The sequence below is a fragment of the Sphingomonas sp. AC411 genome, assembly GCF_979253035.1.
Map to the genome: position 1 here is coordinate 3,693,592 of NZ_CEEDAQ010000001.1, position 15,758 is coordinate 3,709,349.

Annotated in this window: 12 protein-coding genes and 5 pseudogenes; 10 read left to right on the forward strand and 7 right to left on the reverse strand. The window is 67.1% G+C overall.

Annotated elements, in window-relative coordinates; translation table 11 throughout:
• Positions 1-20: 20 nt before the first annotated feature.
• From AC0IX7_RS19010 to AC0IX7_RS19020, 3 genes and pseudogenes are all read right to left on the reverse strand, one after another.
• Positions 21-1,584: pseudogene (locus AC0IX7_RS19010) on the reverse strand (type II and III secretion system protein family protein).
• 6 nt (positions 1,585-1,590) lie between these two features.
• Positions 1,591-2,627, reverse strand: a pseudogene (cpaB, locus tag AC0IX7_RS19015) (Flp pilus assembly protein CpaB); the annotation flags it as partial.
• 46 nt (positions 2,628-2,673) lie between these two features.
• Positions 2,674-3,150, reverse strand: coding sequence for an A24 family peptidase (locus AC0IX7_RS19020; protein WP_471813405.1), 477 nt, complete (start codon positions 3,148-3,150; stop codon positions 2,674-2,676).
• Between the two features lie 19 nt (positions 3,151-3,169).
• Between AC0IX7_RS19020 and AC0IX7_RS19025 the strand changes: the two genes are divergently transcribed.
• From AC0IX7_RS19025 to AC0IX7_RS19045, 5 genes and pseudogenes are all read left to right on the forward strand, one after another.
• On the forward strand, positions 3,170-4,144 hold the full coding sequence (locus AC0IX7_RS19025) for an alpha/beta fold hydrolase (RefSeq protein ID WP_471813407.1): 975 nt from the start codon (positions 3,170-3,172) through the stop codon (positions 4,142-4,144).
• A 35-nt stretch (positions 4,145-4,179) separates the two neighbouring features.
• Positions 4,180-5,225 (forward strand): annotated as a pseudogene (locus AC0IX7_RS19030) (NAD(P)/FAD-dependent oxidoreductase).
• Positions 5,226-5,263: 38 nt separating this feature from the next.
• Complete coding sequence (locus AC0IX7_RS19035) at positions 5,264-5,437, forward strand: YegP family protein (RefSeq protein ID WP_187504940.1); 174 nt, start codon at positions 5,264-5,266, stop codon at positions 5,435-5,437.
• 346 nt (positions 5,438-5,783) lie between these two features.
• Entirely contained in the window at positions 5,784-6,278 is a 495-nt protein-coding gene (locus AC0IX7_RS19040; protein WP_471813409.1) for a hypothetical protein, read from the forward strand.
• Entirely contained in the window at positions 6,275-6,790 is a 516-nt protein-coding gene (locus AC0IX7_RS19045; RefSeq protein WP_471813411.1) for a hypothetical protein, read from the forward strand. The genes AC0IX7_RS19040 and AC0IX7_RS19045 overlap by 4 nt, the downstream gene beginning before the upstream one ends.
• Positions 6,791-6,966: 176 nt before the next feature.
• On the opposite strand, the gene rnhA is transcribed toward AC0IX7_RS19045, so the two are convergent.
• The 3 genes and pseudogenes from rnhA to ispH form a co-directional block, all read right to left on the reverse strand.
• Positions 6,967-7,434: a ribonuclease HI gene (rnhA, locus tag AC0IX7_RS19050; protein WP_128455367.1), complete on the reverse strand. Its 468-nt coding sequence runs from the start codon at positions 7,432-7,434 to the stop codon at positions 6,967-6,969.
• A pseudogene (thrB, locus tag AC0IX7_RS19055) lies at positions 7,431-8,379 on the reverse strand (homoserine kinase). Before thrB ends, rnhA begins: the two are co-directional and overlap by 4 nt.
• Position 8,380: 1 nt before the next feature.
• Positions 8,381-9,337: a 4-hydroxy-3-methylbut-2-enyl diphosphate reductase gene (ispH, locus tag AC0IX7_RS19060; RefSeq protein ID WP_332744057.1), complete on the reverse strand. Its 957-nt coding sequence runs from the start codon at positions 9,335-9,337 to the stop codon at positions 8,381-8,383.
• An 80-nt stretch (positions 9,338-9,417) separates the two neighbouring features.
• Here ispH and AC0IX7_RS19065 point away from each other — a divergent pair.
• Positions 9,418-10,097 (forward strand): annotated as a pseudogene (locus tag AC0IX7_RS19065) (hypothetical protein).
• A gap of 47 nt (positions 10,098-10,144) precedes the next feature.
• On the opposite strand, the gene AC0IX7_RS19070 reads toward AC0IX7_RS19065, so the two are convergent.
• Positions 10,145-10,753, reverse strand: coding sequence for a Dps family protein (locus AC0IX7_RS19070; RefSeq protein ID WP_471813413.1), 609 nt, complete (start codon positions 10,751-10,753; stop codon positions 10,145-10,147).
• A gap of 165 nt (positions 10,754-10,918) precedes the next feature.
• Here AC0IX7_RS19070 and AC0IX7_RS19075 point away from each other — a divergent pair, with 165 nt between their 5' ends.
• The 4 genes from AC0IX7_RS19075 (at position 10,919) to AC0IX7_RS19090 (ending at position 15,744) form a co-directional block, all read left to right on the forward strand.
• On the forward strand, positions 10,919-11,833 hold the full coding sequence (locus tag AC0IX7_RS19075) for an ROK family protein (RefSeq protein ID WP_471813415.1): 915 nt from the start codon (positions 10,919-10,921) through the stop codon (positions 11,831-11,833).
• A 91-nt stretch (positions 11,834-11,924) separates the two neighbouring features.
• Positions 11,925-13,067, forward strand: a complete 1,143-nt coding sequence (locus AC0IX7_RS19080; RefSeq protein WP_471813417.1) for a diguanylate cyclase domain-containing protein — start codon at positions 11,925-11,927, stop codon at positions 13,065-13,067.
• Entirely contained in the window at positions 13,064-13,861 is a 798-nt protein-coding gene (locus AC0IX7_RS19085; protein ID WP_471813418.1) for a putative bifunctional diguanylate cyclase/phosphodiesterase, read from the forward strand. The genes AC0IX7_RS19080 and AC0IX7_RS19085 overlap by 4 nt, the downstream gene beginning before the upstream one ends.
• Entirely contained in the window at positions 13,861-15,744 is a 1,884-nt protein-coding gene (locus AC0IX7_RS19090; protein ID WP_471813420.1) for an ATP-binding protein, read from the forward strand. Before AC0IX7_RS19085 ends, AC0IX7_RS19090 begins: the two co-directional genes overlap by 1 nt.
• Positions 15,745-15,758: the final 14 nt, after the last annotated feature.

Genomic DNA, 15,758 nt, shown 5'->3' on the forward strand with positions numbered 1-15,758 from the left:
GCGTTGCGCGGAAGCGCGGCTCAATTCGAAAAGCCGGGAGTGGGCACGACGCCCTTTTTCGACTTGGTGCCCGCCGTGGTATCGGAGCGGGGCATGGCGTCGTCCTCGGCGCGGCGGACGTCGCCGCGTGGCATCGGCAGGATCGGAGCGACCGCGCCGACCGATGGCTGGGCGTAGGTCGGCGGGGCGACCGTCGGCACCGGCCGCTTGCCGCCGCCGCTCGCGCTGAGCGTACCCAGCAGGACACGGTCGAGATCGCCCGGCGCCCGCGCACCATCGGTCGGCAATGCGATGTCGCTCGCGTTGTTGACCGGTTTCACCAGATACGGGGTGATGACGATCACCAGTTCGGTCTCGTTGCGTTGGAAGGCGTTGGAACGGAAGAGCGCGCCGATGATCGGCAGGTTCGAGAGCCCCGGCGTCTTGTCGTACGAATTGTTATGGCTGTTCGACAGCAGGCCACTGATCACCATGCTCTGGCCCGAACCGAGTTCGACGGTCGTTTCGGTCCGGCGCGTGGTGAGGCCGGGAACGCGGGTATTGTTCAGCGTCACGGCGTTCGAATAGTCGAGCTGCGACACCTCGGGGCGAACCCGCAACGAGATGCGGCCATCGGACAATACCGTCGGCGTGTAGGCCAGGCTGACACCGTATTGCTTGTATTCGACCGTGCTCGTCCCCAGTGCCTGTGCGACCGGGATCGGCACTTCGCCACCGGCCAGGAACGTACCCGTCTCACCCGACAGGGCGGTAAGGTTCGGGTTCGCCAGCGTCGTCACCTGACCAGTGGTTTCGCCGAGATCGATCGTTGCGAGCAAATCCAGTCCGAGAAGATTGCCCGCCAGGCCCAGCGTCGCTTCGCTGCGCGCCCGTCGCATAGGTCGACGTTTTCGCGCCCGTCGTGGGATTATAGGTGATCGTGCCCGGCGACCCCGTGGTGCTGCCGAACTGGATGCCCGATCCGCCACGGTCCTGCGTCAGCAGATTGACCCCGATATTCTTGATGAAGCTCCGCGTGACCTCGGCGATGCGCACCTGAAGGTTCACCTGCAACGGCGTCGCGGTCTTCAGTCGCGATAGCACCTTTGTCGAATCGCCGACGAAAGCCTGCACCAGCCGCTCGGCTTCGGCAGCGTCCTCGGGCGCCAGAACCGTGCCGGTCAGCAGGATCAGCCCGTTCATCGGCGTCGCGACGACCTGAGCCTCAGGCATCGCAAGCCCGAGCATCTGCTGGACCGGATCGAGGTTGTTGCCGACCCGGACGGTCGCCGCATAGACTACCGCGCCGCCCTTCGTGGTCGCGGAGATCGTCGTCTCGCCGGTCTTCTTGCCGAACAGATATAATTGCGTCGGCGAGCGGACTTGCACGTCGGCGATCGTATCGTCCGCCACGAACAGGTCGGTCATCGGCCGCGCGAGCGTCACCAGCCGACCGCGGCCGGTGTTGACCTGCACGATGGGCGATCCGGCCGGTGCAGCAACGGCCGTGCGGCGTTGCGCGAGAGCGGGGGCGAACGGCGCGGCGCTGGCTGCGACCAAGGCGACGGCCAGAGGCCAGCCCGGCGGCGTCATCGGAATGCGCATGTCAGTTCTTCCCCCGACCGGAACGACGGTGATTGCGTTGCCGCGCGCCACCCGCACGACCGGCCCTTGCACGGCGACCCCGGCAGCGCCGCCAGCGGCAGGTGCCGTCGGCATCATGGACATCCCCGCCTGACCGCCGCTGCTTTCGGGCGGCTTTCCGGGGACCGAACTCCGCTGATAGCGCGAGACGTCGGCACCCGTCTGATAGCTCGAAGCACCCCCTGGGGCTGGCTCGCAAGCCGCACCATCATCGCCTTTTCGGCCTTCGGATCATTGCCATCCGGCACCTTCACCGCCCCGGACGCGATCGCCTCTTCGAGTTCGGCCGAATTGTCGGCGATCGAGCGCAGCGACAGCGACAGCGTGCCGAGCGTCTGCGCGACGGCAACCTGCTCCGCCATCTTCGGCGTCGCCTCGATCGTCACGTTCGAGAAGGTCTGGACCTTGGTCTTGCCGTCCTCGCCGACCAGATTGTCGGTGCGCTGGTCGGTGGCGAGCACGCGGATGTTGCGCATGATCGTCTCGGACACCTTCAGCGGCTGGCCGTCGCCCTCGCCCGGGACCGTCTGCGTCAGGACCAGATCGATCCGATCGCCGGGAAACACGAACCCCGCGACCGCGGCCTGCGCCGACACGGGGACGGTGACCGCGCGCATGCCCGGCCCCAGCGCGGCGGCGAGGAAACCGCGGTCGCCCGGCTTCACCAACGCCCCTTGCGTCACCGGCTGCCCGGCGGTGATGATGCTGCGCACCACCGTGCCCTGCAAAGACTGGAGGTTGGTCTTGTCCCGAAGGTAATAGGCGTTGTCGACCAGCTCCTTGGGCCAGGGCTGAAACTTCAGCGCGGTCGCATCGAGGATCGTGCCGACCGGCAGCGAGCGGGTCGCGACCAGCACTTCCGGCCCGTCGACGACCGGGGCCGCCATCACGGTCGCACCGGCTTGCGGCGCAGAACTGCCGGCGATCAGCGTTCTCGCAAAGAATGCCGTGATGGCTGCGACTATCAGCGCGCCAACCAGCAATATGATCTTACGACTGTCCATGACTAGTTCGTGCCTTTCGGGCGCCGGTATTTTGCTTCGGCGTTAATCATGACTGAAACTGATTAAGGAGTGGTTCGCGCAGGGCGAGCAGGCCTGCGAACGCTATCGCAACGCCGTAGGGCACTTCGATCTCGCCTGAGGTTTTCTTGATGCCGCGCTCGATCATCATGACGATCGTCACCACCCCGCCGGCGATCGACATCACCATCAGCATCGACAGGAATGCAGGGAAGGGCAGCCACAGCGCGAGCGCGACGATCAGCTTGACGTCGCCGCCGCCCATCATCCCGAAATGGAATGCGACGAGGAAGACCGCGAACACGGCAAGCGCCACGCCGATCTGCAACGCCATGTCCGGCCACACGTCCAGCCCGTTGGCATACCACCAGACCGGCGCCATCAGCGCGACCGTGGCCGTCTTCCAGTTGGCGATCTCGCGGGTGCGCGCGTCCTGGATGCCCGCGGAGACCAACAGGCCGCCGAGCACGAGAATCAAAATTGGAAGAGCAATGTTCCACCCCATCGGCTAAGCCCTAACGGAGATGGCTTTCGAAAAAGTAACCGTCCCGACCGGTCCTGCATTCGACCCCGTGCGCCGCGCGATTCCCGCCGACGCGCAGGTCGGTCATTGGGTCGCACCCGACGGCTGGAAACTGCGCCGTTTCGACTGGCTGGCACCGAACCCGCGCGGACGGCTGCTGTTCCAGACCGGCCGCGGCGATATCTTCGAGAAGTATCTGGAGACGTTCGCGCACCTCCATGCGCAGGGCTGGTCGGTCACCGCGTTCGACTGGCGCGGGCAGGGGCGCTCGGGGCGGTTGTCGCCGGACCCGCACGTCGGCCATGTCGCCGACTACGGCCTCTACGACGCGGATCTCGCGGCATTCTGGGCGGACTGGCGTGCGGAGGGCGCGGGGCCGCGGATCGTGCTGGGACACTCGATGGGCGGCATGATGGTCGTCCGTGCGCTCGCGGCGCGGTCGATCGATCCCGACGCGGCGATTCTCGTCGCGCCGATGATCGGACTGAAATCGCCGATCGGTGCCGCCGTCGCCGCCCGCATCGCGCGCTGGATCGCCGCGTGGGGCGACCCGATGCGCGCGGCGTGGCGCGGCAACGAACGGCCGGGCGCGTTGGCGTCGCGCCGATCGCTGCTGACGCATGACGGCGACCGCTATGCCGACGAACGCTGGTGGCAGGACCGCCACCCCGACCTGGTGCTCGGACCGCCAAGCTGGACCTGGCTCGCGCACGGATTCGCCGGTGCCGCCGCGCTCGCATCGGATCCGCGGATTGAGACGATCGCGACGCCAGTGCTGATGCTGATCGCCGACGCCGACAAGCTGGTCGACCCGCGCGCCGCGTTGCGGCTCGGCGCGCGCCTGCCCGATGCGCAGATCGTCCGGTTCGGCCCCGAATCGGCGCACGAGATCCTGCGCGAGGCGGACGGCGTGCGTGACCGTGCGCTGGCGGCGATCGATCTGTTCCTCGCGGCCGTCGTGCCCGTACGTCCGTGAAGCCGGTCTACGATATAGCGATCGTCGGCGCGGGCATGGCCGGCGCCAGCCTCGCCGCCGCGATCGGATCGCGCGCCACCGTGCTGGTGCTCGAAGCGGAGGACTCACCCGGCTATCACGCCACCGGCCGCTCGGCCGCGTTCTGGTCGGAAACCTATGGCGGCCCCGATATCCAGCCCTCACCACCGCCTCGGGTCCGTTCCTCGAAGCCGGCGGGCACCTCGCGCCGCTTGGTTCGCTCCACATCGGTCGCGCCGAGGACGAGGCGGCGATGGAAGCGTTCCTCGCCGAGTTCGCCGACAGCGACGTCGTCCTCGATCGTGTCGATCCGGCCGCGTTCGTACCCGGTCTCCGCCCCGAATGGACGCTCGGGATCCAGGAAGCGAGCTGCGCCTATATCGACGTCGCCGCGCTCCACGCGCAGAGCATCGCCACCGCGCGCCGTGCCGGTGCGACCTTCGTCACCGATGCCGCGTTCGTCGGCGCGACCCGCACCGCCGGTGTTTGGACCATCGACACGAAGGCCGGCATCTTCCAGGCCCGCACGCTCGTCGATGCCGCCGGCGCCTGGGCAGACGATGTCGCGGCGCGCGCCGGAGTCCGTCCGCTCGGCCTGACCGCCTATCGCCGGACGATGGTGCAGCTTCGTACCGACCCGGGCGCACCCGAGGGCCTGCCGCATATCGCCGACATCGCCGGGCGCTTCTATTTCAAGCCCGAGCCCGGCGGTCGCCTCTGGCTCAGCCCGCACGACGAAACGCCGACCGACCCGTGCGACGCCGCACCCGAGGAGATCGACGTCGCGATCGCGGTCGACCGGTTCGAGCATGTCGTCGACTGGCGGGTCGCCGCGGTCGAGCGGAGCTGGGCGGGCCTGCGCACCTTCGCGCCCGATCGCCTGCCGATCTACGGCTTTGACCGCGACGTGCCCGGCTTCTTCTGGTGTGCAGGCCAGGGCGGCTTCGGCATCCAAACCGCCCCCGCCGCCGCGTTGCTCGCCGCCAGCCTCGTGCTCGGCACGCCTCCCGACCCGGCGGTCGCGGTGATCGACCCGGCACGCTATTCGCCCGATCGGTTTTGAGTTAGCCTGCGACCTCCTTTCACCGAGGGATAGTCGATATGGCGCACAAGTTCGTGATCGAGCAGAATAAGGCCGGCGAGTACGTCGCCAAGTTCAAGTACAACAGCGAAACGATGTTCTGGACCGAAGGCTATTCGAGCAAGGCCGGCGCCCGGAACGCGATCGAGTCGATCATCAAGAACGGGCCAGCCGCGCCGGTCGACGAAACCTGACGAAATCGTCCGAGTCGTGCGGGCGTCCTGACCGAAACAGGGCGCCCGCCGACCATTTTGCGCTCATTTCGCGTCGGATCGGCAGCCGGCGCACGCACGGATCCCGCATTTTTCGCATACCAATGTGCTGCATGAATCACATTTCATGCCGGAGAAATTCCGGATTTGTTCTGCGAAAAACCAACGGGAATGACTTAGTCTCTGAAAACTAGAGATATGTTAGTTTATTCGCTTGGTTAACGCGCCATCAACTGCGCGTCGACAGAGCAATTCCACAGCTTCCGGATACAGCATTCGGAAAAACCTGTGACGTCGACACCTCGTCGTTGTTGAGGGTGTAACGATCATGGACGAACTCTTCGTGGGAAGTGCGGTTTCTACGATCAGCGCGCGTGGCGAACTGATCCTTCCCGAGCATTTCTGCATTACGATACAGGCACGACAAGCGCGCGAGGATCTGTTCATCGGTCTTCACGCCGACGATCCCTGCATGCTGGTCTACGATCGCCGCAGCGTTGCCGACCAGCATTGTGCTCTGTCCGAGCTTGGCGGTGCGCAGGCGTGGGACAGCGGGACGCGCGACACGCTGCTGCGGCGGCGCCTCGGCTTCGTCGCGCCGGCGCAGATGGACGGCAAGGGGCGACTGCGCATCGCGTCATGGATGCGGTCGCGGCGGGGTGTGCGTCAGCGCGCGCTGCTGGTCGGCATGGGCCGTCATTTCGAAGTCTGGAACCTGGATCAGGTGCTCGAACAGGGGCCGGGCGACCTGATCGTACTGGCCGCGCTGCATCTCGATCTCGCTCACTCTGGCATCGCCCACCATCAAGGAGGATCATCATGAACCTGCTCTGTCACGCCTCGGGGCACGTCGCCGCGCCGCTCGTCCTGGAAAATCAGGGGTTCCTGTTCAGCCGCTGCCAGCGCTGCCGGCACGACCTGATCCGCTCCGCGCCATCGGTGGTCGGGTCGGCGGTCGATAGCTGGACCGGCGTTCCGGAAGGGTTGCGCGTGGCGTGGCGTTCGGCGGACGTCTCGGCGTTCGATCGGCCGTCATGGTTGCAGCAGTCCTGGGTCCGGATGCGGGACCGCGGCCAGCAATCCGCGATCGCGGTCGGCGACGCGGCGCAGGTCGCGCTGGCGGTGGTCGGCTGGCACGCCACCGACGCGGCGCGCCGTGCCAAGCAGACCACGCTCGCCGCCTACCGCTCGGGTCGCCGCGTGATCCGCCTGCCGCGTCCGGCCCGGGCGCCGCATGCGGGCATCGTCATCATCAACCTGACGATGAACCGCGACCCGTCCTGGCGGGAAACGGTGCGCTCGGACACGCAGTTCGGTGACGTGGTAGGGGCGTGACGTGCCGCAATCCTCCCCCGCCAGGGGAGGTGGCAGGCTCTCGCCTGACGGAGGGGGAGGAAAGGTAAACGCCGGCTCCGTGTCCGCCCCCTCCGTCGCCTTTGGCGCCTCCTCCCCTGGCGGGGGAGGATCGTAGCGAAGCCGAAACCGTGCGTGTCGATCGACTGGAACCGGCTTCAGCGCCGCCCGGCCGCCACCGCGGCATCGCTCGCCAGCTTGTCCGCGCGCTCGTTCTCCGGGTGGCCGGCATGGCCCTTGACCCATTGCCATTCGATCTTGTGCCGCGCCACTGCGGCCAGCAGCGCGTGCCACAGTTCGGCGTTCTTCACCGGCTTCTTGTCTGCGGTCTTCCAGCCATTCCGCTGCCAGCCCTTCACCCACTTGGTGAGGCCGTCCATCACGTATTTGCTGTCGGTATACAGCGTCACCGCGCACGGCCGCGTCAGCACGTTGAGCGCCTCGATCGCCGCGGTCATCTCCATCCGGTTGTTGGTCGTGGGCGTCTCGCCACCCGACAATTCCTTCTCGTGCGCGCCCATGCGGATCACCGCACCCCAGCCGCCCGGCCCCGGATTGCCCTTGCACGCGCCGTCGGTGAAGATCTCGACCTTGGTCATGGTCGGGGCAGCTACGTCGTCAGTCATGCGAATAGATCGTCCTTGCGATACGCCTCGAACCGCCGCCAGTACGCCAGCGGATCCTTGCGCGTCACCAGCGCATCCGCCGGCGTGTTGAGCCAATCCCACGCCCGCGTCGCCAGGAAGCGAAGGCACGCCCCTGCGCCAGCACCGGCAGCGCGGCGCGCTCGGCCGGAGAGAGCGGATGCCGATCGACATACCCGGCGACCAGCGCCTTGCCGACCCCGGCGTCATAAACCTCGCCCTGCGCATCGAACGCCCAGGCGCTGTGCAGAATCGCCAGGTCGTAGGCGCGGATATCGGTGCACGCGAAATAGAAGTCGATCAGCCCGGTCACCCTTTCGCCGAGCATCAGCACGTTGTCGGGAAACAGGTCCGCGTGAATCGCGCTGCGCGGCAGGTCGCTCGGCCACGCGGCGACGACCGCGTCCGCTGCCGCACTCACCGTATCGAACAGGCCAGGCTCGATCGCATCGAGATCGCGGCCACATTTCGAAAGCAAGGCGCGCCACCCGTAGGGCCCCAGCGTATTCGGCCGCACGCCATCGAAGCCGGCCAGGCTGACGTGCATCGCCCCCATCGCCGAGCCGGCCGCATACGCCTGCGCCTCGGTCGGATGCGACACCGACACCCCGGTCAGGAACTCGATCAGGCACGCCGGCCGCCCGCAAAGCTCGTGGATCAGCGCACCGCTGCGGTCGGGCAGAGCGCGCGGCACCGGGTTCCCGTCGACCGCGAGATGGTCGAGCATCGCCATGAAGAACGGCAGATCGTCCGCCGACACCCGCTTTTCGTACAGCGTCAGGATGAACCGCCCGGTCGTCGTATCGACCAGGTAATTGCTGTTCTCGACCCCTCGGCGATGCCCTTGGCCGAGACCAGTTCGCCGTGATCGAACTTGGCGAGGAACGCGCCCAGCGCCTCCGCCGACACCTGCGTGTAGACCGCCATGCTAGGCGGCCGCCTCCAGCCCGCGGGGCAGCTTGAACGCGATCGTCTCGCGGTTGGTCTCGACCTCGCGCTCGGTCACGGCGTAACGCTCCGACAACCGATCGACGAGTTCGCGCACCAGCAGTTCCGGTGCGGACGCGCCCGCGGTGATCCCCAGCGTGGCGACGCCGGCGAGGAAGTCCCAATCGAGCTCGCTCGCGCGCTGGATCAGCATCGCCGGCGTACCCTCGCGCTCGGCGACCTCGACCAGTCGCACCGAGTTGGACGAGTTGGGTGCACCGATCACCAGCACCGCATCGACGCTGTGCGCGATCGCCTTCACCGCGGTCTGGCGGTTTGACGTGGCATAGCAGATGTCCTCGCCACGCGGCGGCAGCATCTGCGGAAAGCGGCGCTGCAAGGTCGCCACCACCGCGGCGGTATCGTCGACCGACAGCGTCGTCTGCGTCAGGAAGGCGAGGTTCGACGGATCGGCCGGTGCGAACACCTCGGCGTCCTCTACCGTCTCGATCAGCGACATCGAGCCTTGCGGCACCTGTCCGAACGTACCGATCACTTCGGGATGCCCGGCATGGCCGATGAACACGATATGCCGCCCGGCCGCGACCAGACGCTCCGCCTGGCGGTGGACCTTCGACACCAGGGGGCAGGTCGCATCGAGATATTCCAGCCCGCGCGATTCGGCATTGGCCGGCACAGATTTGGGCACGCCGTGCGCCGAGAACACGACCGGGGCGCCATCGGGCACCTCGTCCAGTTCCTCGACGAAGATCGCGCCCTGCGCCTTCAGCGTGTCGACGACGAACTTGTTGTGGACGATCTCGTGGCGGACATAGACCGGGGCACCATGCTTCTCGATCGCCAGTTCGACGATCCGGATGGCGCGGTCGACACCTGCGCAAAAACCTCGGGGCGCTGCGATCAACAGTTCGAGCGGCGGCTTGTCGATTGGGCTCATGATGCGTCAGCCTCTACGCGATTGCTTGCCTGGACGATAGCCGGTTCCTATGGTGCGCCGCGATAGGGGCCGCTTGCGACATGCGGTGGCCCTTTCGCTCGTTCGAGAAGGTAAGCGTCGCCGTGAAAGCCCCCATCCTAGCCGTTTCGGCGTGTGCGATCCTCCTGACCGGTTGCGCCGGCAAGGGCGAAATCGATGCGACCGGCGGCATTTCCGCGGTCCGTTCGGTCTGCCCGGCGGTCGCCATCCCGGCAGCGACCGGCGACATCACCTTGTTCAATCCGGCCACCAGCCGCGACCAGTCGGCGATCGACGTCGCCGCGCTGATGACCAATGTCCGCTCGACCTGTGCCGATGCGACCGACCAGGTCGTCACCAGCGTCACCTTCGACATTCGCGCCCGCCGCAGCCGTACCGAGGGCGCACGCGACGTCACCCTGCCATATTTCATCACGGTAGTCCGCGGCGGCACCGCCGTCGTCGCCAAGCGCATCGGTCGCGTCGCACTGCATTTCGATGCGGGCCAGGCTCTCGCATCGGCTTCGGCGACCGCATCGGCGACGGTGGCGCGCTCGGCCGCAACGCTGCCGGACGAGGTGCGGAGAAGCTGACCCGCAAGCGCAAGCCCGGCGATCAGGATGCAGCGGTCGATCCGCTGAGCACCCCGGAAGTGCGTCAGGCTGTGCTGCGCGCCAGCTTCGAGGCACTGGTCGGCTTCCAGCTCACCGACGACCAGCTCGAGTATAACGCAACCCGCTAACGATCTCCTCTCCCCGGCGGGAGAGGAAGGTCGCGCGTCCGGACCGCTTACTTGTCGTCGCGGACCAGTTCGGTCGCGGCGAGATGCTCCGCCAGGAACCACACCTGCGGCTCATGGGTGCGGATGATGTTGCTCACCAGCAGGTCGTTGGTGCCGTCGTCGCCCGACTCGTCCGCTGCCTGCGCACCTTCGTGAGCCTGGCGCAGGATGATCTCATGCGCTTCGAGCAGGCGGGCAAGCTGGGTCGGGACGTCTTCGCGGCCCTTGGGCGGGCGGGGGATCGTCGTCATCTCGGCGACGTCATGCGCCATCGCGATCGAGATACCGCCTAGCGCCATGATCCGCTCCGCGACGAGATCGACGAGCGCGGCCTGCTCCTCGTAATGCTTGTCGAGCAGAAGGTGCAGTTGATAGAATGTCGCACCCGACATCTGCCAGTGATGCTTCTTGTACATGTCGCGGATCGTCATCGTGTCCGCGAGCACCTGGTTCAGCGTTGCGACGCTCTGCGCGCGGGCATTGTCCTCGAGCGCGATCGGCAGGCGCTTGAGCGTGCCATAGGGCTGGATTTCGCGATACTCGACCTTGTACTGCGGCTGCGCTTCGACCGATACGCTGGTGTTCGTCTTCGCCAGTTTTGCGGGTTTCTTCGCCATCGGGAATTCCTGTCTGTTCGGTTGAACTCGACAGGCATAACGCATGACCGGGCGGATCGACAGCGGACGAAATCATCGCTTACGGTGATCGACACAGCCGACCTGCTCTTGACGGGAGGGCCCCAGCGAAGGAAGCGGGCGCCAGCAACGCGTTGGGAGTTCAGGATGACGGAAGCACCTCTGGTCGCAGGGATCGAACTCGGCGGGACAAAATGCATTTGCATTCTTGCGCGCGGGCCCGACCAGATCGAGGAAACCGTGCGTATCCCGACCACGCGGCCCGACGAGACGCTGGCCGCGATCGAGGCGGTGCTGGATCGCTGGAGCGGGTTCGTCGCGATCGGTATCGCCAGTTTCGGACCGGTGTCGATCGATCGCCACTCGCATGAGTACGGCCATATCACGACGACGCCGAAGCCGGGCTGGGCAGGGACCGATATCGCCGGACGGCTGCAGCGGCGCTACGGCGTCCCGACCGGATTCCACAGCGACGTGGTCGGTGCGGCGCTGGCCGAGGCGCGGTGGGGCGCGGCGAAGGGCTTGCCGGATATCGCCTATGTTACGGTCGGCACCGGTGTCGGCGCCGGCATGATCGCGAACAACCGCCCGGTCGACGGGCTGACGCATTCCGAACTCGGTCATATCCGCCCCGCACGGTTCCAGGGCGACGACTGGATCGGCAACTGCCCCTTCCACGGCGCCTGCATCGAGGGTCTCGTCGCGGGTCCCGCGATCGCGGCGCGGATCGGGCATCCCGCCGACGAGGCTCCCGCCGAGCATCCGGTCTGGGACAGCGTCGCCGACGCGCTCGGCCAGCTTTGCCACACGCTCGTCCTCACCGGCATCCCGCGCCGGATCGTCATGGGCGGCGGCGTCATGGGGGCGTCGCACCTGTTTCCGCGCGTGCGCGCGGCGATGACCCGCAGCCTCGGCGGCTATATCACGCTGCCGGAGGTGGCGCTGACCGACACGTTCATCGTGCCGCCGGCGCTGGGTAACAATGCCGGGCCCCTGGGCGCGATCGTGCTGGGTGCTCAAGCACTTGGCCATCAATTGGAAACATCGTTTACGGCGTCTTAACCGTATCTGGTTACCCCTCGATAGCGAGAGTGAGGGGCAGGATACGCCATCGCCGGACGGCGACGGTCTTTCCCAACGAGGAGCGGTTTCGATGCGCATTCTGATCGTGGACGACGAACCGGCGATGCACGACAGCTACCGGCGCAGCTTCGCCGGTCCGCGGTCGAGCGGCGGCGAGGCGCTGGACGCGATGGCTGCCGAACTGTTCGGCAACGACGCGCTCGGGGGCGACGCCCTCGCCGGCCCAGATGCCAACGCCTCGGCGTTCGCGCTGACCTATTGCGACCAGGGCCTCGACGCGGTTGCCGCGGTCGAGCGTGCGCTCGCCGAGGGGGCGCCGTTCGCGGTCGCGTTCATCGACGTGCGGATGCCGCCCGGGATCGACGGTCGCGAGACCGCCAGGCGCATCCGTGCGCTCGATCCCGAGATCAACCTCGTCATCGTCACCGGGTTCTCGGACTTCTCGCCGATCGAGATCAGCAAGGTCGCCGGCCCCGCGGACAAGATCTTCTACATCGCCAAGCCGTTCGAGGTCGCCGAGATCCTGCAGACCGCGACCGCGCTCGCCCAGCGCTGGCAGAACGATCGCGATCTGGCCGCGGCGCGCGATCTGCTCGCGGCCCAGGTGCTGCAGCTCGAGGAGCAGGCCGCCGAACTGGCCGCGAACGAAAGCCGTGCGATCCACCTCGCGATGCACGATCTGCTGACCGACGCGCCCAACCGGCTCGCCTTCCTGCGTGCGCTGGCTGCCCGCACGCGGAGCGAAGGGCTGTTCGCGACGGTCATGATCGATCTCGATCGGTTCAAGTTGGTCAACGATACGCTCGGGCATCTCGCGGGTGACGCGCTGATCCGCGAGATCTGTGCGATCCTCAACCGCTCGACCCCCGACGGCGCTCTCGTCGCGCGGCTTGGCGGCGACGAATTCGGCATCCTGTTCGACACGTCGAGCGAGGCGGCGGCGGTGATGGCGTGCGAACTGATCATTGCGGCCTGCTCGGTCACCCTCCAGGTGTTCGGCAATTCGGTGCAGGGCGGCGCGTCGGCCGGCGTCGTCGTAACTGCTGGGGCTCGGGCAGGAACGGTGACCGGGGCAGCGATCCGGTCGACGTCATCCGCCGCTCCGATCTCGCCCTCAACGACGCCAAGCGCGGCGGCCGCGGTATCGTCCGGCTGTTCGACGAGAGCATGGACGAGGGCATCCGCTTTCGCCGGCGCGTTGAGGGCGGCTTGAGCCAGGCGATCGCCAGAGGCGAGCTGAGCCTCGCCTATCAGCCGATCGTCTCGCGCGATGCGATCGAGGTGGTCGGGTTCGAGGCGCTGGTGCGCTGGAATACCAGCGAATACGGACTGATGAGCCCCGCGACGTTCATCCCGATCGCGGAGGAATCGAACCTCATCCACGAGCTCGGCGACTGGGTGTTGCACGAAGCGCTCGACGTTCTGAAGCAATGGCCCGGCCAATATGTCTCGGTGAATTTTTCCCCACGCCAGTTCCGCCGCCACAACTTCGTCGGGCACATCATGAAAAGCGTCCAGCGCGCCGGCATCGCGCCCGCGCGGCTCCAGATCGAGATCACCGAGACCGCGATCTTCGACGATGCCGAACGTGCGGCCGAGACCCTCTACAAGCTGCGGCAGATGGGCTTCCGGATCGCGCTCGACGATTTCGGCACGGGCTATTCGAGCCTCTACAACATCCGCAAGTTCGCGCTCGATTGTCTCAAGATCGACAAGTCGTTCATCGATGGCATGGGCCGTGAACGCGAAAGCGCGGCGATCGTCCATTCGATCATCCACCTCGGCCGTGCGCTCGGGCTCGGAGTGATCGCCGAGGGTGTCGAGACCGAAGCCCAGGTCCAGGCGCTGCGGCTGGCAGGGGCGAGTCACCTCCAGGGATATTATTTCTCGCGACCGGTCGGCGCGGCGGACGCGCTGGCGATGGCGCAGGGGCGTACGCTCAGCGGCAAGGACGATGTCTCCACCGACGATCCGGCAACCCGGCAGACGTTCGGGCTACGCAGCTGATGCTGGCCGCGGGGATGGGCCGGTTGCCGCCGCCGTTCGGACGACAGTTCGGCCGGATGCGGACCCCATCGTCGCTCGGTGGCAAGCTGATCCTGATCATGACCGCGGTCGGGGTGGTCGCGACGATCGGGATCACGCTGCTGCTCGCCGCCGTCATCACCCCGAGCTTCGCCACGCTGGAGGACAAGGCAATCGCCGCGCACGTCGAGCGCACGCGTGCGGCATTGTCCGACTATGCGGCCGACATCGAGAGCGCGGCGCGCGATTACGGCGACGGGAACGACGGCTATTCGTATCTGGCGCAGCCCGGTGCGGCGTACGAAGGCGAGAGTCTCTCGGCGCGTGCCATGAGCAATATCGGCGTCGACGGCATGGCGTATGTGACGTCCGAGGGCCGCGTCGTCCTCGCGCGCTGGCGCGATCCGGTGACCGGCGCGGCCCGGCCCGGCACGAAGGCACAACTGATCGCGACCCTCGGCCGTACCGACATCGCGAAGGCGCTCCGCGGGCGAAGATCGGGACGCTTATATGCGCGGGTGGGAGACGGCGTCGCGGCGATCGGCGTGGCGCAGGTGCGCCGCTCCGATGGCAGCGGTGGCGCGCGAGGCTATGTGGTGCTGGCCCGGGTCGTCACCTCACGACAGATGTCCGAGCGACTCAATCGCGATGCACGGATCGACCTGACGCCGAGCGGCGATCGATATTCGGTGACGGCGAGCCCATCGAAGCTGATGATTGCGGTGCCGATTCTCGGTGCGGACGGCCACGCGGTCGCAACGACGCGGCTGAGGATCCCGCGCGACGTATCGTTGCTCGGGCGACGCGTGCTGCTGCTCGCGGTTGCCGGCTCGACCGTGCTGCTGCTGCTCGTGCTCGTCGTCCTGCGGCGGATGATCGCGCGGCTGGTGCTGCGCCCGCTGCACCGGGTCGAGAGCCATATGCAACGCGTCCGCGTGTCGGGCTCGCTCGCGCTGCTCGAAGAGGACGATCGGCGCGACGAGATCGGCTCGCTCGGACGCAGCTTCAATGCGATGCTGCGCCAGTTGAAGGACTTGCGCGAACAGATCGAGGTGCAGTCGTTCGATCTCGGCCGCAGCGAAAGCGCGGTCGCGGTCATGCACAACGTGCGCAATGCGCTGAACCCGATCAGCACGATCCTCAGCCAGGGAATCGCACAGGCCCCGCCGATCGAGCGCGCGCCAATCGACCGCGCCATCGCCGAACTCGCACGCAGCGACCTTCCCGACGCGCGCCGCGAGAAATTGGCCGTTTTCGTTGCCGCGGCGATCGAGGCGGAGGCGACCAGCCGCGGGGCGACCCGGCGCGAACTGGTGATCGGGCGCGAGGCGATGGCGCATGTGCTGGAGATCATTGGCCAGCAACAGCGGGCCGCGCACGAGCGTCCGGCGCTGGAGGTGTGCGACGTCAGCGACATCATCGCGCGCAACGCGACGATCGCGCGCTATTCGCAGGGCGCGTCGATCGCGTTCAGCTTTCCGGCGGGGCCCAATCTCGTGATGGCGAGCCGCGTCATCCTGAGCCAGGTGATCGGCAACCTGTTCGGCAACGCGGTCGAATCGATCGAGGCGCGGGGTACCGGCAGCGGGTCGATCACCGCGACGATCACGCAGTCGGGAGACCGGGTGACGATCCATATTCGCGACGACGGCGAAGGCTTCCCGCCCAATGTTGCAGGAACCTTGTTCCAACGGGGATTCTCGACGCGCGCGCACAAGTCGGGCGGACTGGGGCTGCATTGGTGCGCGAACTCGGTGAACGCGATGCAGGGCTCGCTGCGGCTGGAAAGCGACGGGCCGGGACTTGGCGCGGTCGCTATCCTGACGTTGCAAGCAGGCAAGCCGGTCGTCCCGAACGCCGCATAGGGTCCTGATTACCA